Source organism: Paraburkholderia elongata, from assembly GCF_013177735.1.
GTDB classification, from domain to species: domain Bacteria; phylum Pseudomonadota; class Gammaproteobacteria; order Burkholderiales; family Burkholderiaceae; genus Paraburkholderia; species Paraburkholderia elongata.
Genome location: NZ_WOEZ01000276.1, coordinates 46,927 through 61,562, shown reverse-complemented (window position 1 = coordinate 61,562; position 14,636 = coordinate 46,927). Strand labels below are relative to the sequence as shown.

Genomic DNA, 14,636 nt, shown 5'->3' with positions numbered 1-14,636 from the left:
CACTAGCATTTGCATCGGAGAAGGTACTTGGCTAACAGTCCGAGTCTCGCAAAACCCGGTCGCAGCGCGGCGAAGTTTGGCGATCTGCGTCGGCGTGCAGTATTCCTGCTGCTGGCGTTGATCGTCTACCGTATCGGCGCGCACATTCCGGTGCCGGGTATTGACCCGGACCAGCTGGCAAAGTTGTTCCAAAGCCAGTCGGGCGGCATCCTTGGCATGTTCAACATGTTCTCGGGTGGTGCACTTTCGCGGTTCACGATTTTTGCGCTGGGGATCATGCCGTACATTTCGGCGTCGATCATCATGCAGTTGCTGGCGATTGTCTCGCCGCAGCTGGAAGCGCTGAAAAAGGAAGGGCAGGCGGGTCAACGGAAGATTACGCAGTACACGCGTGTCTTTACGGTCCTGCTGGCGACGTTCCAGGCGTTCGGCATTGCCGTCGCACTGGAAAATCAGCCGGGCCTGGTGATCGATCCGGGGATGGTATTTCGGTTGACGACGGTCGTGACGCTGGTGACCGGCACGATGTTCCTGATGTGGCTGGGTGAGCAGATCACGGAACGTGGGCTGGGTAACGGTATCTCGATCATCATTTTCGGCGGTATTGCGGCGGGTTTCCCGAACGCAATCGGTGGTCTTTTCGAACTGGTGCGAACCGGCTCGATGAGCATCATCTCGGCGATTATCGTGGTTGCGCTGATTGCTGGTGTGACGTATCTGGTGGTGTTCATCGAACGCGGCCAGCGCAAGATTCTTGTGAATTACGCCAAGCGGCAAGTCGGTAACAAGATTTACGGCGGACAGTCTTCGCATCTGCCGCTGAAGTTGAATATGTCGGGTGTGATTCCGCCGATCTTTGCATCGTCGATCATTCTCTTCCCGGCAACCATCCTGAACTGGTTTAGTTCAGGGTCGCGTGCCAGCTGGTTCGCAGACACGTTGCACAACGTGGCCGAAGCCATTAAGCCCGGTCAACCCGTGTACGTGTTGCTGTACGCGTTGGCGATCGTCTTCTTCTGCTTCTTCTACACCGCACTGGTGTTCAACAGCAGGGAAACGGCCGACAACCTGAAAAAGAGTGGCGCTTTCGTCCCAGGCATCCGCCCGGGCGATCAAACGGCGCGATACATCGACCGCATCCTGACGCGTCTGACGCTGGCTGGTGCGATCTACATCGTGTTTGTTTGTCTGCTGCCTGAATTTTTGGTACTGCGCTGGAACGTGCCGTTTTATTTTGGTGGAACGTCGCTGCTGATCATTGTCGTCGTCACAATGGATTTCATGGCGCAGGTGCAGTCGTACGTTATGTCGCAACAGTATGAATCGCTGCTGAAGAAAGCTAATTTCAAAGGCGGCGGCGTCCCGATGCGTTGAAAGGACTTATGGCCAAAGACGATGTTATCCAGATGCAGGGTGAAGTCATCGAGAACCTGCCTAACGCTACCTTTAGGGTGAAGCTGGAAAACGGCCATGTCGTATTGGGACACATATCCGGCAAGATGCGGATGCACTACATCCGAATCTTGCCGGGCGACAAGGTAACGGTTGAATTGACGCCTTACGATCTGTCGCGTGCGCGGATCGTGTTCCGGGCGAAGTGATTTGAAAAAAGGGTAATATCATGAAAGTGATGGCATCGGTTAAGCGCATTTGCCGCAATTGCAAGATCATCAAGCGCAAAGGCGTTGTGCGCGTGATTTGCAGCTCTGATCCGCGCCACAAACAGCGTCAAGGCTGAACGCCGCGCTTTTTGCTGCGCTTTTTGTTTGAGGAAAAACAATGGCTCGTATCGCAGGGGTTAACATCCCGAATCACCAGCATACCGAAATCGGCCTGACGGCAATTTACGGTGTCGGCCGCACGCGCTCGCGCGACATTTGCGTCGCTGCTGGTGTGGCATTTTCGAAGAAGGTCAAGGACCTGAACGACGCAGACCTCGAAAAGCTGCGTGAAGAAGTCGGCAAGTTCATCGTTGAAGGCGATCTGCGCCGTGAAACGACGATGAACATTAAGCGCCTGATGGATCTCGGCTGCTACCGTGGCGTGCGTCATCGCAAGGGCTTGCCCCTGCGTGGCCAACGCACGCGTACGAATGCCCGTACGCGCAAGGGTCCGCGTCGTGCAGCGCAATCGCTGAAGAAGTAAGCGGAACTGACAGTTACAGGAAAACGTAATGGCTAAGGCTTCGAACAACTCCGCGGCGCAACGCGTTCGCAAGAAGGTCAAGAAGAACGTCGCCGAGGGCGTGGTTCACGTTCACGCGTCGTTCAACAACACCATCATCACGATCACCGATCGTCAAGGCAATGCACTTGCTTGGGCAACGTCGGGTGGTCAGGGCTTCAAGGGTTCGCGTAAATCGACCCCGTTTGCAGCCCAGGTGGCAGCCGAATCGGCTGGCCGCGTGGCGATGGAATACGGCGTGAAGAACCTCGAAGTGCGTATCAAGGGCCCCGGTCCTGGCCGCGAATCGGCGGTGCGCGCGTTGCATGGTCTTGGTATCAAGATCACCGCGATCTCCGACGTGACTCCGGTCCCGCACAACGGCTGCCGTCCGCCGAAGCGTCGTCGTATCTAAGACGCTGTTTTCGCTAGCGCCTGTTGCCGCCGGTGTTCAAGCCGGCGACCACAGGCTGCTTGCGCTATTGAATTGACTAAGCCCACCGTTCGACCCAAAGGGTTCGAACTAGCGCGAGTGCATGCATTCGTGCGATTAATCATTGAAGGAATCAACGTGGCACGTTATATCGGCCCTAAGGCCAAGCTGTCCCGCCGTGAAGGCACTGACCTCTTCCTGAAGAGCGCCCGTCGTTCGCTCGCTGACAAGTGCAAGCTTGACAGCAAGCCTGGCCAACACGGCCGCACGTCGGGTGCACGTACGTCCGACTACGGTACGCAGCTGCGCGAAAAGCAAAAAGTGAAGCGCATCTACGGTATCCTGGAGCGTCAATTCCGCCGTTACTTCGCTGAAGCCGACCGCCTGAAGGGCAACACGGGTGAAAACCTGCTGCAATTGCTCGAATCGCGTCTCGACAACGTCGTGTATCGCATGGGCTTCGGCTCGACGCGCGCTGAAGCGCGCCAGCTGGTGAGCCACAAGGCGATCGCGGTGAACGGTGTTGTGTCGAACATCCCGTCGATGCAAGTGAAGGCAGGCGACGTCGTCGCAGTGCGCGAACAAAAGAAGAAGCAGGCGCGTATTCTCGAAGCGCTGTCGCTGGCTGAGCAAGGCGGTCTGCCGAGCTGGGTTGCTGTCGATTCGAAGAAGTTCGAAGGTACGTTCAAGCAGAAGCCGGAACGCAGCGACATCGCTGGCGATATCAACGAAAGCCTGATCGTCGAATTGTATTCGCGGTAATCGGATTAACGGCCGGGGCACCCCGATTGCGTTGCGCAAGGGGGCGTCTCGGCTGTTTATTTTCAGGTTGTTACCGGTCAGCCTTATCGGTGTAACGAGCCGAGGGTATTGAAAAGGAAAACCTATGCAAACCAGTTTGTTGAAGCCCAAGATCATCGCAGTTGAATCGCTTGGTGAGAGCCACGCGAAAGTGGTCATGGAACCGTTTGAACGCGGTTACGGCCACACCTTGGGTAACGCGCTTCGGCGCGTGCTGCTGTCGTCGATGATCGGCTACGCGCCGACCGAAGTGACGATCGCAGGCGTCGTACATGAGTATTCGACGCTCGACGGTGTGCAAGAGGATGTGGTCAACCTGTTGTTGAACCTGAAGGGCGTGGTGTTCAAGCTGCATAACCGTGACGAAGTGACGGTTACGCTGCGCAAGGAAGGCGAAGGCGTTGTCACCGCTGGCGACATCGAACTCGCGCACGATTGCGAAGTGATCAACCCGGATCACGTGATTGCGCATCTGTCGAAGGGCGGCAAGCTCGACGTGCAGATCAAGGTCGAAAAGGGCCGTGGTTATGTGCCGGGCAACGTGCGTCGTTACGGCGAAGAATCGGCCAAGATCATCGGTCGTATCGTGCTGGACGCGTCGTTCTCGCCGGTTCGCCGCGTGAGCTACGCTGTTGAAAGCGCGCGCGTCGAACAGCGTACCGACCTCGACAAGCTCGTGATGAACATCGAAACCAACGGTGTGATCTCGCCGGAAGAAGCGATCCGTCAATCGGCGCGTATTCTGGTTGATCAACTGTCGGTGTTCGCTGCACTGGAAGGCACCGAAGCAACGGCTGAAGCGCCGTCGCGTGCGCCGCAGATCGATCCGATCCTGCTGCGTCCGGTCGATGATCTCGAACTGACGGTTCGTTCCGCGAACTGCCTGAAGGCCGAGAACATTTACTACATCGGCGACCTGATCCAACGCACGGAAAACGAGTTGCTCAAGACCCCGAATCTGGGTCGCAAGTCGTTGAACGAAATCAAGGAAGTACTGGCGTCGCGTGGTTTGACGCTCGGCATGAAACTCGAAAACTGGCCGCCGGCAGGTTTGGACAAGTAAGTCGAGAAGTAATCTCGGGACAGAACCCGCCGCTGCACTGGCAAAGACGCGGATTTTCCTTTAAAATCCGCGTCTTGTCTTTTTTCACTACCGGCCCGTGCACTCGTCACCGTTGGGAAACCGAGGGTAGACCGAGCGCGATAGAAGAGCTGGACCAAAACTTTGAATCAAAGGAATTAACATGCGTCACCGTCATGGTCTGCGGAAACTGAACCGCACGAGCAGCCACCGTCTGGCAATGCTCCGTAACATGTCCAACTCGTTGATCGAGCACGAAGTCATCAAGACGACGCTGCCGAAGGCGAAAGAACTCCGTAAAGTCGTCGAGCCGCTGATCACGCTCGGCAAGAAGCCGTCGCTGGCAAATCGTCGTCTGGCGTTCAACCGCCTGCGCGATCGTGACTCGGTCACGAAGCTGTTCGAAGTCCTCGGCCCGCGTTACGCTACCCGTCCGGGCGGCTACCTGCGCGTCTTGAAGTTCGGCTTCCGCGTCGGCGACAACGCACCGATGGCACTGGTCGAATTGCTGGACCGTCCGGAAGTCGAAGAAGTTGAAGTGCAAGAAGCTGAGTAAGCTTTTTAGCATAGAAGAAAAGCCAGGCGCCAAGCCTGGCTTTTTTGTTTATGGCGGCAAATTTCGTGGCGGCATGTCGATCGCGGCGGCCAAATGCCGCACGCCTGCAGCAGAGGCCTCAGCGGCACCACGAGGCTAGGTGATACGATATCGGCACCTGAATCGTGCCTGGCCGGAGCCTTTGTGAGCGTGAATGTGACCTTAATTCTGACGACGGTACCCGATGCCGGCGTTGCTCAGAAGCTCGCGGCGGACGCACTGGCCGCGCGGCTGTGCGCCTGCGTCACGCAGGTAGGCGCCGTGCAGTCGAGCTATCACTGGCAGGGCGCGATCGAAACGGCGCAGGAGATCCAGTTGCTGTTCAAGACGAGCGCGGCACGCGCGCTCGAGCTCGAGCAGTACATTCAGGCGCACCATCCCTACGACACGCCGGAAATCCTTTCATGGCAAGCGACGGCATCGGCCGCGTACGGCCAGTGGATCACTGCTGAAACCCAACGTCCTCTCCATGTTTAACGGTCTCAATCGACGTGCACGTCATGCGTTGCGCGCCGTCTTCTTCCTGTTCGGTTGCCTGATCTTCGCTCAGTTGGGCACGCCTGCGCACGCTGCGGACGACTTCCTCGATCCCGCCGTCGCCTTCAAATTCAGCGCGACCGAAAAACCCGGCGAAGTCGACGTCACTTACAAGATCGCGGACGGTTACTACATGTACCGCGAGCGCTTCGCGTTTGCGACCCGTAACGGCACGACGACGATCGGTGAGCCGCAATTGCCGGCCGGTCACGTCAAGTTCGATCAGACCTTCAACAAGAACGTCGAAACCTATCGCAATGAACTGACGATTCGCATCCCGGTGAAACAGGCCCAGGGGCCGTTCGATCTCGCTGTTACGTCTCAAGGCTGCGCCGATGCCGGCATCTGCTATCCGCCGATGGAGCGCGTGTATCACGTGAGTGGTGACGCATTGCGGCCTGCCGGCAGCACAGCGGGTGCTGCCGCCACGCAGCAATCCGCGGCGGCCGGCGCGTCGTGGTATGAGCGCGCCACCAGCGCCGACTATGCGCAGTCGCTACTGCAAGGCGGAGGCTTCTTCGCGATCATCGGGCTCTATTTCGTGGCCGGCGCTGTGCTCAGTCTGCTGCCGTGCTCGTATCCGATGATTCCAATCCTGTCCGCGATCATCATCGGCGAAGGCGCGCGGGTGACGCGTGCCCGTGGCTTTGCGTTGTCGCTGGCGTATGTGATCGGCATGGCGCTTGTTTACACGGCGCTTGGCATTGCGGCAGCGCTCGTTGGACAGAGCCTTGGTGCGTGGCTGCAGAATCCGTGGGTGCTTGGTACGTTCGGCGTACTGCTGACAGTTTTCGCGTTGACGCTGATCGCGGGCTTCGACATCGCCTTGCCGCAGCGCTGGCAGGACGGCGTGTCGCGTGCGTCGACCGGGCGCTCCGGTGGCAAGTTTGCCGCAGTGGCCGTCATGGGTGCGCTGTCCGCGTTAGTGGTTGGCGCCTGCATGACCGCGCCGCTATTTGCCGTGCTGGCATTCATCGCGCATACAGGCGACGCGTTGCTCGGTGGCGCGGCGTTGTTCTCGATGGGACTCGGGCTCGGCGTGCCCCTGCTGATCATCGGGCTTGGCGCAGGTACTTTGCTGCCGCGCGCCGGTGCATGGATGAACGGCGTCAAGGTGTTCTTCGGCGTGGTGCTGCTTGCGGCGGCCCTGTGGATCGTCTGGCCGGTGCTCGGTGCGACCGCGACAATGCTGTTGAGTGCGCTGTGGTTGCTGATCGCCGCCGCCGGACTCGGTCTTTTCTCGGCCGCGGCGGCGGGCGCTTCCGTTTGGCGCCGGCTCGGCCGTGGTATCGGCGCGGCGCTGGCAATCTGGGCAGCGGTGCTGCTGGTTGGCCTCGCGGCAGGCTCCACCGATCCGCTGCGTCCGCTAGCTGTCGTGGCTGCGCGCGGCGGCGCGGAGGCAAGCGTGGCAAATGTCTCCAATACGCCGAATACGGCGTCACAGGGCGATCTGGCATTCGCTCCGGTTCGGTCCTCGACGGAGCTCGACGAGGCCGTCAAAACGGCTGCGCAGCCCGCTATGCTCGATTTTTACGCAGACTGGTGCGTGAGTTGCAAGGAGATGGAGAAGTTCACGTTCAGCGATCCGCGTGTCCAGGCGAAATTGAAGCAGATGAACCTGCTGCGCGCCGACGTCACCGCGAATAACGCCGACGATCAGATGCTGCTCAAGCGTTTCGGCCTGTTCGGGCCGCCTGGCATTATCTTGTTCGATCGAGGCGGCAAGGAAGTGTTGCGCGTTGTCGGATACGAGTCCGCGGACAAGTTTTTGCGCAGCCTCGATCGCGCGAGTGCGCCCGGCGCCTAGCCGAAGCGGTTCGCCCGCGTGGGCGTGCATAAAAAAACGGAGGCGTGACTGAAAAGTCCGCCTCCGTTTTTTTCAAGCGTTCAGACTAACGCCGCCAGCCAGGGCGACGCGTCAAATCACTTCTGTGAGCGCAAAATCCGCGCGGCATCCAGCGCGAAGTAGGTCAGCACGCCATCCGCGCCAGCCCGCTTGAACGCCAGCAGCGATTCCATCATCGCCTTGTCGTGATCGAGCCAGCCGTTCTGCGCGGCCGCCTTCAGCATCGCGTATTCGCCGCTGACCTGATACACGTAAGTCGGAAACTTGAACTCGTCCTTCACACGACGCACGATGTCCAGATACGGCATGCCCGGCTTGACCATCACCATGTCAGCGCCTTCCTCGATGTCCGCTTGCACTTCGCGCAGCGCTTCATTCGAATTGGCGGGGTCCATCTGGTAGGTCATCTTGTTGCCCTTGCCAAGGTTCGTCGCGGAACCGACGGCATCGCGGAACGGGCCGTAAAACGCCGACGCGAACTTGGCCGAGTAAGCCATGATCCGCGTGTGGATATAGTCCTCGCTTTCGAGCATTTCGCGGATCGCGCCGATGCGGCCGTCCATCATGTCCGAGGGCGCGACGATATCGACGCCCGCTTCAGCTTGCGCACGCGCCTGTTCCACGAGGATCTCGACGGTCTCGTCGTTGATCACATAGCCGGCTTCGTCGAGCATGCCGTCCTGGCCGTGGCTCGTATACGGATCGAGCGCGACATCGGTAAGCACGCCGAGGTCGGGGAAGTTCTTTTTCAGTTCGCGAACCGCGCGCGGGATCAAACCGGCGGGATTAGTCGCTTCGCGGCCATCAGGCGTCTTCAACGAAGGCTCGATTGCCGGGAAGAGCGATAGCACCGGCACACCCAACTCGACGCATTGCTCGGCCACGCCCATCAGCAGGTCCACCGACACGCGCTCGACGCCCGGCATCGACGGTACGGCTTGCCGCACGTTGGTGCCTTCGACGATAAACACGGGATAGATCAGATCGTTGGTGGTGAGGATGTTTTCTCGCATCAGACGGCGCGAGAAGTCGTCACGGCGCATGCGGCGCGGACGGTAGTGCGGAAAGAAGCTCATAAACGAATCGAAGAAACGTGGATGTGTGGAGTGGACAAGTAGCGCCTGCCTCCGCTCCCGGAAACTTTTCGAGACAATGGTATATCATACCGATCGAGCAAGGCGCCCTGCGCTGACCTCCCCGCTTCTCCTCCCTGAGCGGGTGCCTGTCGTTTTTTCGATTAGGCTGTTTGACCCGCCGTTAAAGCGGCGGGTTTTTTTATGGGCGGCCGAAAAGGCGCTTTTGCCCGGCTCGTACAAGCCGCGTGGTTACTGCGGCGCGTCTGCTTCGCCCTTCGCATCGGGGATCAGCCAGCTTTCGATCAGCTCGTGCGCTTCGTCGATGCCGACGCGTTTGAGCGCCGAGAACAACTGCGCGGTCAATTCGCCCTGGTAGCCGGCGGTACGATATTCAGCCAAGCCTTTCTGCGTCGTACGCAAGGCGTTGATGCTTTCCTGGCGCGTCAATTTGTCGCACTTCGTCAGCAGCGTGTGGATCGGCTTGCCGGTCGGCGCGAACCACTCGATCATGCGCCGGTCCAGATCCGTCAGCGGGCGGCGCGAGTCCATCATCAGGATCATGCCGCGCAGTTGCGAGCGCGATTGCAGGTAGGTGGAGAGCAGCGCTTCCCAGTGAGCCTTGGCTGCGCCCGGCACTTCCGCATAACCGTAGCCCGGCAGGTCGACCAGGTGCGCAGTCGGCTCGTCCTCCTTGCCTACCGAGAAATAATTGATGTGCTGCGTGCGGCCAGGTGTTTTACTGGCGAACGCGAGGCGCTTCTGGTTGCACAGAATATTGATGGCCGTGGATTTGCCCGCATTCGAGCGTCCCGCAAAGCAGATCTCGGGTTGCGCGGTGGCCGGCAGATCACGCAAGTGATTGACGGTCGTGAAAAAGCGGGATTGATGGAGCAGGAAGGACATGATCAGGCCAAGATTCGAGACGCCGGGGAACCCGGAGTGGGGACGGGTCAAGCCCGACTGGCGTCTTAGCGATTAGCGAGTTATTGTACAATACGATGGTTTACTGAAAACCTGAGGGGGCCAGCCCGCGTGCCTTGGCGGCCCTTTGCGGTCACTCAGTCGCTGTCGTATCTTGCAAAACCTCTAAAATCCCACAAGACGAGACAGGGTGTGCGAATGAATCGACTGTGCAAGACTCTGATGGTGCTTCAAGTAGCGGCAGGTCTTTCAGGTTTGGCAATTCAGGCACGAGCAGCAGATCCGGCAAAGCCGGACGTCAATCGGGGGCAGGCAATCGCGGTGCAGGTTTGCGCGGCATGTCACGGTGCAGACGGCAACAGTGCTGGCGGTGCGTATCCGAAGTTGGCGGACCAGCATCCTGAGTATCTCGTCAAGCAGTTGGTGGATTTCAAGACGCAGCCGGGCGCCAAGCAGCCCGCGCGCAATAATGCGATCATGGCGGGCATGGCTGCGGCGCTGTCCGACCAGGACATGACCAACGTGGCTGCTTATTTTTCGACGCAGACTCCGAAGCCAGGCTACGCGCATAACAAAGATACCGTCCCGCTCGGTCAGAAGATTTATCGCGGTGGGATTGCCGATAAGGGCGTGCCGGCATGCGCAAGCTGCCACGGGCCGACCGGTCAAGGGATTCCGTCGCAGTATCCGCGTCTGTCGGGGCAGTGGGCCGAATACACGGTGGCGCAGTTGACCGCATTCACGCAAGGTCCGGGCGCACGTAACAACAATGAGGCGATGCACGCCATTGCATCGCGTCTGTCGGACAGCGAGATCAAGGCTGTAGCCGATTACATCGCGGGCTTGCACTAAGAAGTCCGCACGCAAGTGCAACCGGCCCGGTGAGGCCGGTACAAAATAAGAAAAGGGTGAGGGCGTCGTGCCTACGACAGCCCTTCACCCTTTTTTGCTGTTCAGTCGGAGCATGAATGAGCGTCACCACGTCGGGTTTGCAGTTGAAGTCGGGCAATCGCAATACGCGCAGCATCATCGAAGTATTGAGTTCGATGCGTTTCGCGATTGCGCTGCTCGTGATTCTGTCGATCGCCAGTATCATCGGCACCGTCCTCACGCAGGACGATCCCTATCCCAACTACGTCAATCAGTTCGGCCCGTTCTGGGCGGACATCTTCCGCTCGCTGAGCCTGTACACGGTGTACAGCTCGTGGTGGTTCATGCTGATTCTCGGCTTTCTGATGGTGTCGGTGTCGCTGTGCGTGATCCGCAATGCACCGAAAATGGTCGCGGACGCCAAGAGCTGGAAGGACAAGGTCCGCGAAGGCAGCCTGCGCGCGTTCCATCACAAGGGCGAGTTCGCGGTGCACGGCGCGCGCGCGCAGACCGCGGCGGTGCTTGCCAAACTCTCGGCGCAGCTCGGCTACAAGTTCGTCACGCGTGAGTCGGACGGCGCAACGCTGATCGCCGCCAAGCGCGGTGCGCTGACCAAGTTCGGCTACATCTCCGCGCACATTGCGATTGTGGTGATCTGTCTGGGCGGTCTGCTCGACAGCAATTTGCCGATCAAGTTGCAAATGTGGCTGTTCGACAAGTCGCCGATTCGCGCCAACACGGTGATCAACGACATTCCGCCGGAACATCGCCTCTCGCAATCGAACCCGACTTTCCGCGGTTACGCATGGGTGCCGGAAGGGCAGCATGTGTCGACGGCGATCCTGAATCAACCGGACGGCTCGCTGATCCAGGACCTGCCGTTCTCGATCGAACTGAACAAGTTCATCGTCGACTATTACTCCACGGGCATGCCGAAGCTGTTCGCGAGCGACATCGTCGTGGTCGACCATAAGACGGGCGCGCGCGTGCCGGCACGCGTCGAAGTGAACAAGCCCTTCACCTACGACGGCGTGTCGATCTACCAGTCGAGCTTCCAGGATGGCGGCTCGCAGATGCAGATGACCGCGTACCCGATGTCCGGCGCGAGTGCAAAAAACGCGCCGTTCGGCGGCACGATCGGCGGCAATGCACCGTTGAGCACGGCTACGCCGCTGGCTGACGGCCAGACCGTCGAATTCACCGATTTCCGCGCGATCAACGTCGAAAACGTCTCGAACGGCAGCGGCCAGACCGACGCCCGTGGCGTCGCCGCGCATCGCACGCTGAAAGAGGCGTTCGACGAGCGCCTCGGCTCCGGCGCCAAGAGCTCCAAGCCGCTGGATCTGCATAACGTCGGCCCGTCGGTGCAGTACAAGGTGCGTGACAAGGACGGCCAGGCGCGCGAGTACAACAACTACATGCTGCCGGTGGACGTCGCGGGCGAAAAGATGTTCCTCGCCGGCATGCGCCTGAATCCGGACGACCCATTCCGCTACCTGCGTATTCCCGCCGACACCGGCGGTACCGTCAAGGAATGGATGAACCTGCGCGCCACGCTTGAAAATCCGGCCATGCGGGCAGCCGCCGCTCACCGTTTTGCGCTGCGCTCGGTGCCGGGTTCGAATACCGAACTGCAGCAGCACCTGGAGGAAAGCGCACTGCGTGTCCTGACCCTGTTTGCCGGTGCGGACAACGGTATCAAGATGCCGAACGGCCAGGCGGTCGGCGGCTTCCAGGCGATCGCCGGGTTCATCGATCATTCGGTGCCGAAGGGCGAGCAGGAAAAGGCCGCGGGCCTGCTGCTGCGCATGCTGGAAGGTGCTACGTGGGACCTGTGGCAACTGTCGCGTGAGCAGCTGGGCGAGCCGGATGCGCAGGCCAATGCGGACGCCAGCCGTTTCATCCAAAGCGCGATCAATGCGATATCCGACAGCTTTTTGTATGGTTCGCCGGTCTACTTGCAGCTTGACTCATTCAAGCAGGTGCAAGCTTCGGTATTTCAGTTGACGCGCGCGCCGGGCAAAAAAGTCGTGTATCTTGGCAGCCTGCTCCTCGTGTTGGGCATCTTTTCGATGTTCTACGTCCGCGAACGGCGCCTCTGGTTCTGGCTCAAAGATACCGATCACGGCACGAATGTCGTGATGGCGATGTCGAGCGCGCGCAAAACGCTCGATTTCGAAAAGGAGTTCGTCCAAACGCGCGACGCCGTCGGCGCCGCGTTGGGCACCAGGCTCATAGAAGCATCCGACGCCGCCGGCGCCTCCGACAAACCCGGCCAAGCCGGCGCGCCGTCCGCACGCTCACAAGATTCGACCCGGTAAGATCATGGACTTGACTCAGGTTTCCTCATCCTCCTCTTCACCCTCGCGGCCGCACAAGGCGTTCGCGAGCGAGGCGCTCAACGTCGCGCAGTATGACGAGCGCCCCTTCCTGAAGCGCCTCGGCATCGTCGACTGGCTGTTCGCCGTCGTGATGGTCGCGGGCGCGGGGTTCGCGCTGTCGCGCTATTACCCGTTCATGAACTACTACGACAAACTGGTGCTGTGTCTGGCGGTGCCGGTATTCGTCGTACTCGGCTGGCGCTGGAAGCCCGTGCGTCCGCTGATGGTCGGTATTGCAGCGCTGTCGTTGCTGGCGATCCAGATCTATCAGGGCGATCTGTCGCGCGCGGATAGCGCCTTCTTCCTCAAGTATTTCCTGTCGAGTCAGTCCGCAATCCTGTGGATGAGCGCGCTCTTCGTGTTCGCCACCGTCTTCTACTGGATCGGCCTGCTGTCGCGTTCCCCGACCGGCGCTGCGATCGGTTCGAAAATGACGTGGGCCGCAGTGGTGATGGGCTTTGTCGGTCTGATGGTGCGCTGGTACGAGTCGTACCTGATCGGCGCGGACGTCGGTCATATTCCAATCTCGAACCTGTACGAAGTGTTCGTGCTGTTCAGCCTGATCACGGCGTTGTTCTATCTGTACTACGAGCAGCACTACAACACGCGTGCGCTCGGCGCGTTCGTGCTGCTGGTGATCAGCGCGGCGGTCGGCTTCCTGATGTGGTACTCGGTCGCTCGTGACGCACAGCAGATCCAGCCGCTCGTGCCGGCGCTGCAGAGCTGGTGGATGAAGATCCACGTGCCGGCTAACTTCATCGGTTATGGCAGCTTCGCGTTGTCGGCAATGGTCGGCGTCGCGTATCTGGCGAAGGAGCGCGGCGTGCTGGCAGACCGCCTGCCGCCGCTCGATGTGCTCGACGACCTGATGTACAAGTCGATCGCCGTCGGCTTCGCGTTCTTCACGATCGCGACGATCCTCGGCGCGCTGTGGGCCGCTGAAGCATGGGGCGGTTACTGGAGCTGGGACCCGAAGGAAACGTGGGCGCTGATCGTCTGGCTGAACTACGCAGCCTGGCTTCATATGCGCTTGATGAAGGGCCTGCGCGGCGCGGTGGCGGCATGGTGGGCGCTGACCGGCCTGCTGGTGACGACCTTCGCATTCCTCGGCGTTAATATGTTCCTGTCGGGGCTGCATAGCTACGGCAAGCTGTAAAAGAATACCGGAGCGCCCGCACCTTTCGTCCGAAGCTCCGGCTTGCCGTGCGCATCGTTCGACGGGCGACACACGCTGCGGGTCTCGCCCCATTCATTTCGGCGAGCATTCCTACTTTTTCGCGCTGCCAATCCGCGCAAGAATGAAGTTAGGGGTCCGGATAGATCCCGATCTACGGTCAGCGAGGTCGCCATGAGACGCATATACTTTTTGCTTCCGAGCACGCAATGTGCGCGGATGATTGTTGACGAGCTTCTGTTAAGGCGGGTCGACTGGCGGCATATCCACGTGATTGCCAACCATAGTGTACGGCTCGACGATTTGCCGGAGGCCACGCTTGCACAGAGCAGCGACTTGCTTCACGCACTGACGCGAGGTACGGCGGCGGGTTGCGCGACCGGAATGTTGACGGGCCTGGTTGCAATGGCTTATCCGCCTGCGGGCCTGACCATTGCGGGCGGCGTTGTCGTTGCGCTCACGCTTGCGGGCGCCGGGTTTGGCGCATGGACGGCGACGATGATCGGTGTCGATGTCCCGAATACGCGGCTGAAACGTTTCGAAGAGGCGATCGAGCGGGGTGAACTGCTGATGATGATCGACGTCCCAAAGGATCGCGTCGAGGAAATCGAAGAGATGATCAAGCTTCACCACGCGGAGGCCGAGATCCGGGGAACGGAGCCGACCATTCCAGCATTTCCGTAATCCGTTCCCGGACTCGGCAACAGCACGACGAGGCCGGTGGCTGGTCACGCCCGGATGTCATCGATACGGGCGCC

16 protein-coding genes are annotated in these 14,636 nt (G+C 59.9%); 14 read left to right on the top strand and 2 right to left on the bottom strand.

All coding sequences use genetic code 11. The features are described from left to right. Nucleotides 1-27: 27 nt before the first annotated feature. The 10 genes from secY to dsbD all read left to right on the top strand — a co-directional run bounded on the left by secY (nt 28) and on the right by dsbD (nt 7,417). Nucleotides 28-1,374, top strand: coding sequence for a preprotein translocase subunit SecY (gene secY, locus GNZ13_RS45600; protein ID WP_172177402.1), 1,347 nt, complete (start codon nt 28-30; stop codon nt 1,372-1,374). 8 nt (nt 1,375-1,382) lie between these two features. Further along, complete coding sequence (gene infA, locus GNZ13_RS45595) at nt 1,383-1,601, top strand: translation initiation factor IF-1 (RefSeq protein ID WP_004521905.1); 219 nt, start codon at nt 1,383-1,385, stop codon at nt 1,599-1,601. A 20-nt stretch (nt 1,602-1,621) separates the two neighbouring features. Continuing rightward, a complete protein-coding gene (gene rpmJ / locus GNZ13_RS45590; RefSeq protein WP_004199844.1) occupies nt 1,622-1,738 on the top strand; it encodes a 50S ribosomal protein L36 in 117 nt (38 codons plus the stop codon). A 41-nt stretch (nt 1,739-1,779) separates the two neighbouring features. Continuing rightward, nucleotides 1,780-2,145, top strand: coding sequence for a 30S ribosomal protein S13 (gene rpsM, locus GNZ13_RS45585; RefSeq protein WP_012434566.1), 366 nt, complete (start codon nt 1,780-1,782; stop codon nt 2,143-2,145). Nucleotides 2,146-2,173: 28 nt separating this feature from the next. Then, nucleotides 2,174-2,578, top strand: a complete 405-nt coding sequence (gene rpsK, locus GNZ13_RS45580) for a 30S ribosomal protein S11 (protein ID WP_006052224.1) — start codon at nt 2,174-2,176, stop codon at nt 2,576-2,578. A gap of 156 nt (nt 2,579-2,734) precedes the next feature. Then, entirely contained in the window at nt 2,735-3,358 is a 624-nt protein-coding gene (rpsD, locus tag GNZ13_RS45575; RefSeq protein ID WP_172177399.1) for a 30S ribosomal protein S4, read from the top strand. 124 nt (nt 3,359-3,482) lie between these two features. Then, entirely contained in the window at nt 3,483-4,460 is a 978-nt protein-coding gene (locus GNZ13_RS45570) for a DNA-directed RNA polymerase subunit alpha (protein WP_006052226.1), read from the top strand. A gap of 181 nt (nt 4,461-4,641) precedes the next feature. After that, nucleotides 4,642-5,034, top strand: a complete 393-nt coding sequence (rplQ, locus tag GNZ13_RS45565; protein WP_006052227.1) for a 50S ribosomal protein L17 — start codon at nt 4,642-4,644, stop codon at nt 5,032-5,034. 183 nt (nt 5,035-5,217) lie between these two features. Next, nucleotides 5,218-5,550 (top strand): divalent-cation tolerance protein CutA, encoded by a 333-nt coding sequence (gene cutA, locus GNZ13_RS45560; protein ID WP_407945706.1) that lies wholly within the window; start codon nt 5,218-5,220, stop codon nt 5,548-5,550. Further along, complete coding sequence (dsbD, locus tag GNZ13_RS45555; protein WP_172177395.1) at nt 5,543-7,417, top strand: protein-disulfide reductase DsbD; 1,875 nt, start codon at nt 5,543-5,545, stop codon at nt 7,415-7,417. Before cutA ends, dsbD begins: the two co-directional genes overlap by 8 nt. Nucleotides 7,418-7,533: 116 nt before the next feature. Here the strand turns inward: dsbD and hemB are convergent, their stop codons facing one another. Then, complete coding sequence (hemB, locus tag GNZ13_RS45550) at nt 7,534-8,532, bottom strand: porphobilinogen synthase (protein ID WP_172177392.1); 999 nt, start codon at nt 8,530-8,532, stop codon at nt 7,534-7,536. Between the two features lie 249 nt (nt 8,533-8,781). Continuing rightward, nucleotides 8,782-9,435 (bottom strand): ribosome biogenesis GTP-binding protein YihA/YsxC, encoded by a 654-nt coding sequence (yihA, locus tag GNZ13_RS45545; protein ID WP_172177390.1) that lies wholly within the window; start codon nt 9,433-9,435, stop codon nt 8,782-8,784. Nucleotides 9,436-9,651: 216 nt separating this feature from the next. On the opposite strand from yihA, the gene GNZ13_RS45540 reads away from it, so the two are divergent. From GNZ13_RS45540 to GNZ13_RS45525, 4 genes are all read left to right on the top strand, one after another. Beyond that, nucleotides 9,652-10,305, top strand: a complete 654-nt coding sequence (locus GNZ13_RS45540; RefSeq protein WP_172177388.1) for a c-type cytochrome — start codon at nt 9,652-9,654, stop codon at nt 10,303-10,305. A gap of 116 nt (nt 10,306-10,421) precedes the next feature. Further along, entirely contained in the window at nt 10,422-12,644 is a 2,223-nt protein-coding gene (locus tag GNZ13_RS45535; protein ID WP_172177386.1) for a cytochrome c biogenesis protein ResB, read from the top strand. A gap of 4 nt (nt 12,645-12,648) precedes the next feature. Then, complete coding sequence (gene ccsB / locus GNZ13_RS45530; protein ID WP_172177384.1) at nt 12,649-13,860, top strand: c-type cytochrome biogenesis protein CcsB; 1,212 nt, start codon at nt 12,649-12,651, stop codon at nt 13,858-13,860. Nucleotides 13,861-14,052: 192 nt separating this feature from the next. Next, nucleotides 14,053-14,562, top strand: a complete 510-nt coding sequence (locus GNZ13_RS45525; RefSeq protein WP_172177382.1) for a DUF1269 domain-containing protein — start codon at nt 14,053-14,055, stop codon at nt 14,560-14,562. Nucleotides 14,563-14,636: the final 74 nt, after the last annotated feature.

Coding starts and splice junctions, on each gene's coding strand:
- hemB (WP_172177392.1), bottom strand. CDS start 8,532: ATGAGCTTCTTTCCGCACTACCGTCCGCGCCGCATGCGCCGTGACGAC.
- yihA (WP_172177390.1), bottom strand. CDS start 9,435: ATGTCCTTCCTGCTCCATCAATCCCGCTTTTTCACGACCGTCAATCAC.
- rplQ (WP_006052227.1), top strand. CDS start 4,642: ATGCGTCACCGTCATGGTCTGCGGAAACTGAACCGCACGAGCAGCCAC.
- GNZ13_RS45540 (WP_172177388.1), top strand. CDS start 9,652: ATGAATCGACTGTGCAAGACTCTGATGGTGCTTCAAGTAGCGGCAGGT.
- GNZ13_RS45525 (WP_172177382.1), top strand. CDS start 14,053: ATGAGACGCATATACTTTTTGCTTCCGAGCACGCAATGTGCGCGGATG.
- infA (WP_004521905.1), top strand. CDS start 1,383: ATGGCCAAAGACGATGTTATCCAGATGCAGGGTGAAGTCATCGAGAAC.
- GNZ13_RS45535 (WP_172177386.1), top strand. CDS start 10,422: ATGAGCGTCACCACGTCGGGTTTGCAGTTGAAGTCGGGCAATCGCAAT.
- rpmJ (WP_004199844.1), top strand. CDS start 1,622: ATGAAAGTGATGGCATCGGTTAAGCGCATTTGCCGCAATTGCAAGATC.
- GNZ13_RS45570 (WP_006052226.1), top strand. CDS start 3,483: ATGCAAACCAGTTTGTTGAAGCCCAAGATCATCGCAGTTGAATCGCTT.
- ccsB (WP_172177384.1), top strand. CDS start 12,649: ATGGACTTGACTCAGGTTTCCTCATCCTCCTCTTCACCCTCGCGGCCG.
- rpsK (WP_006052224.1), top strand. CDS start 2,174: ATGGCTAAGGCTTCGAACAACTCCGCGGCGCAACGCGTTCGCAAGAAG.
- rpsM (WP_012434566.1), top strand. CDS start 1,780: ATGGCTCGTATCGCAGGGGTTAACATCCCGAATCACCAGCATACCGAA.
- dsbD (WP_172177395.1), top strand. CDS start 5,543: ATGTTTAACGGTCTCAATCGACGTGCACGTCATGCGTTGCGCGCCGTC.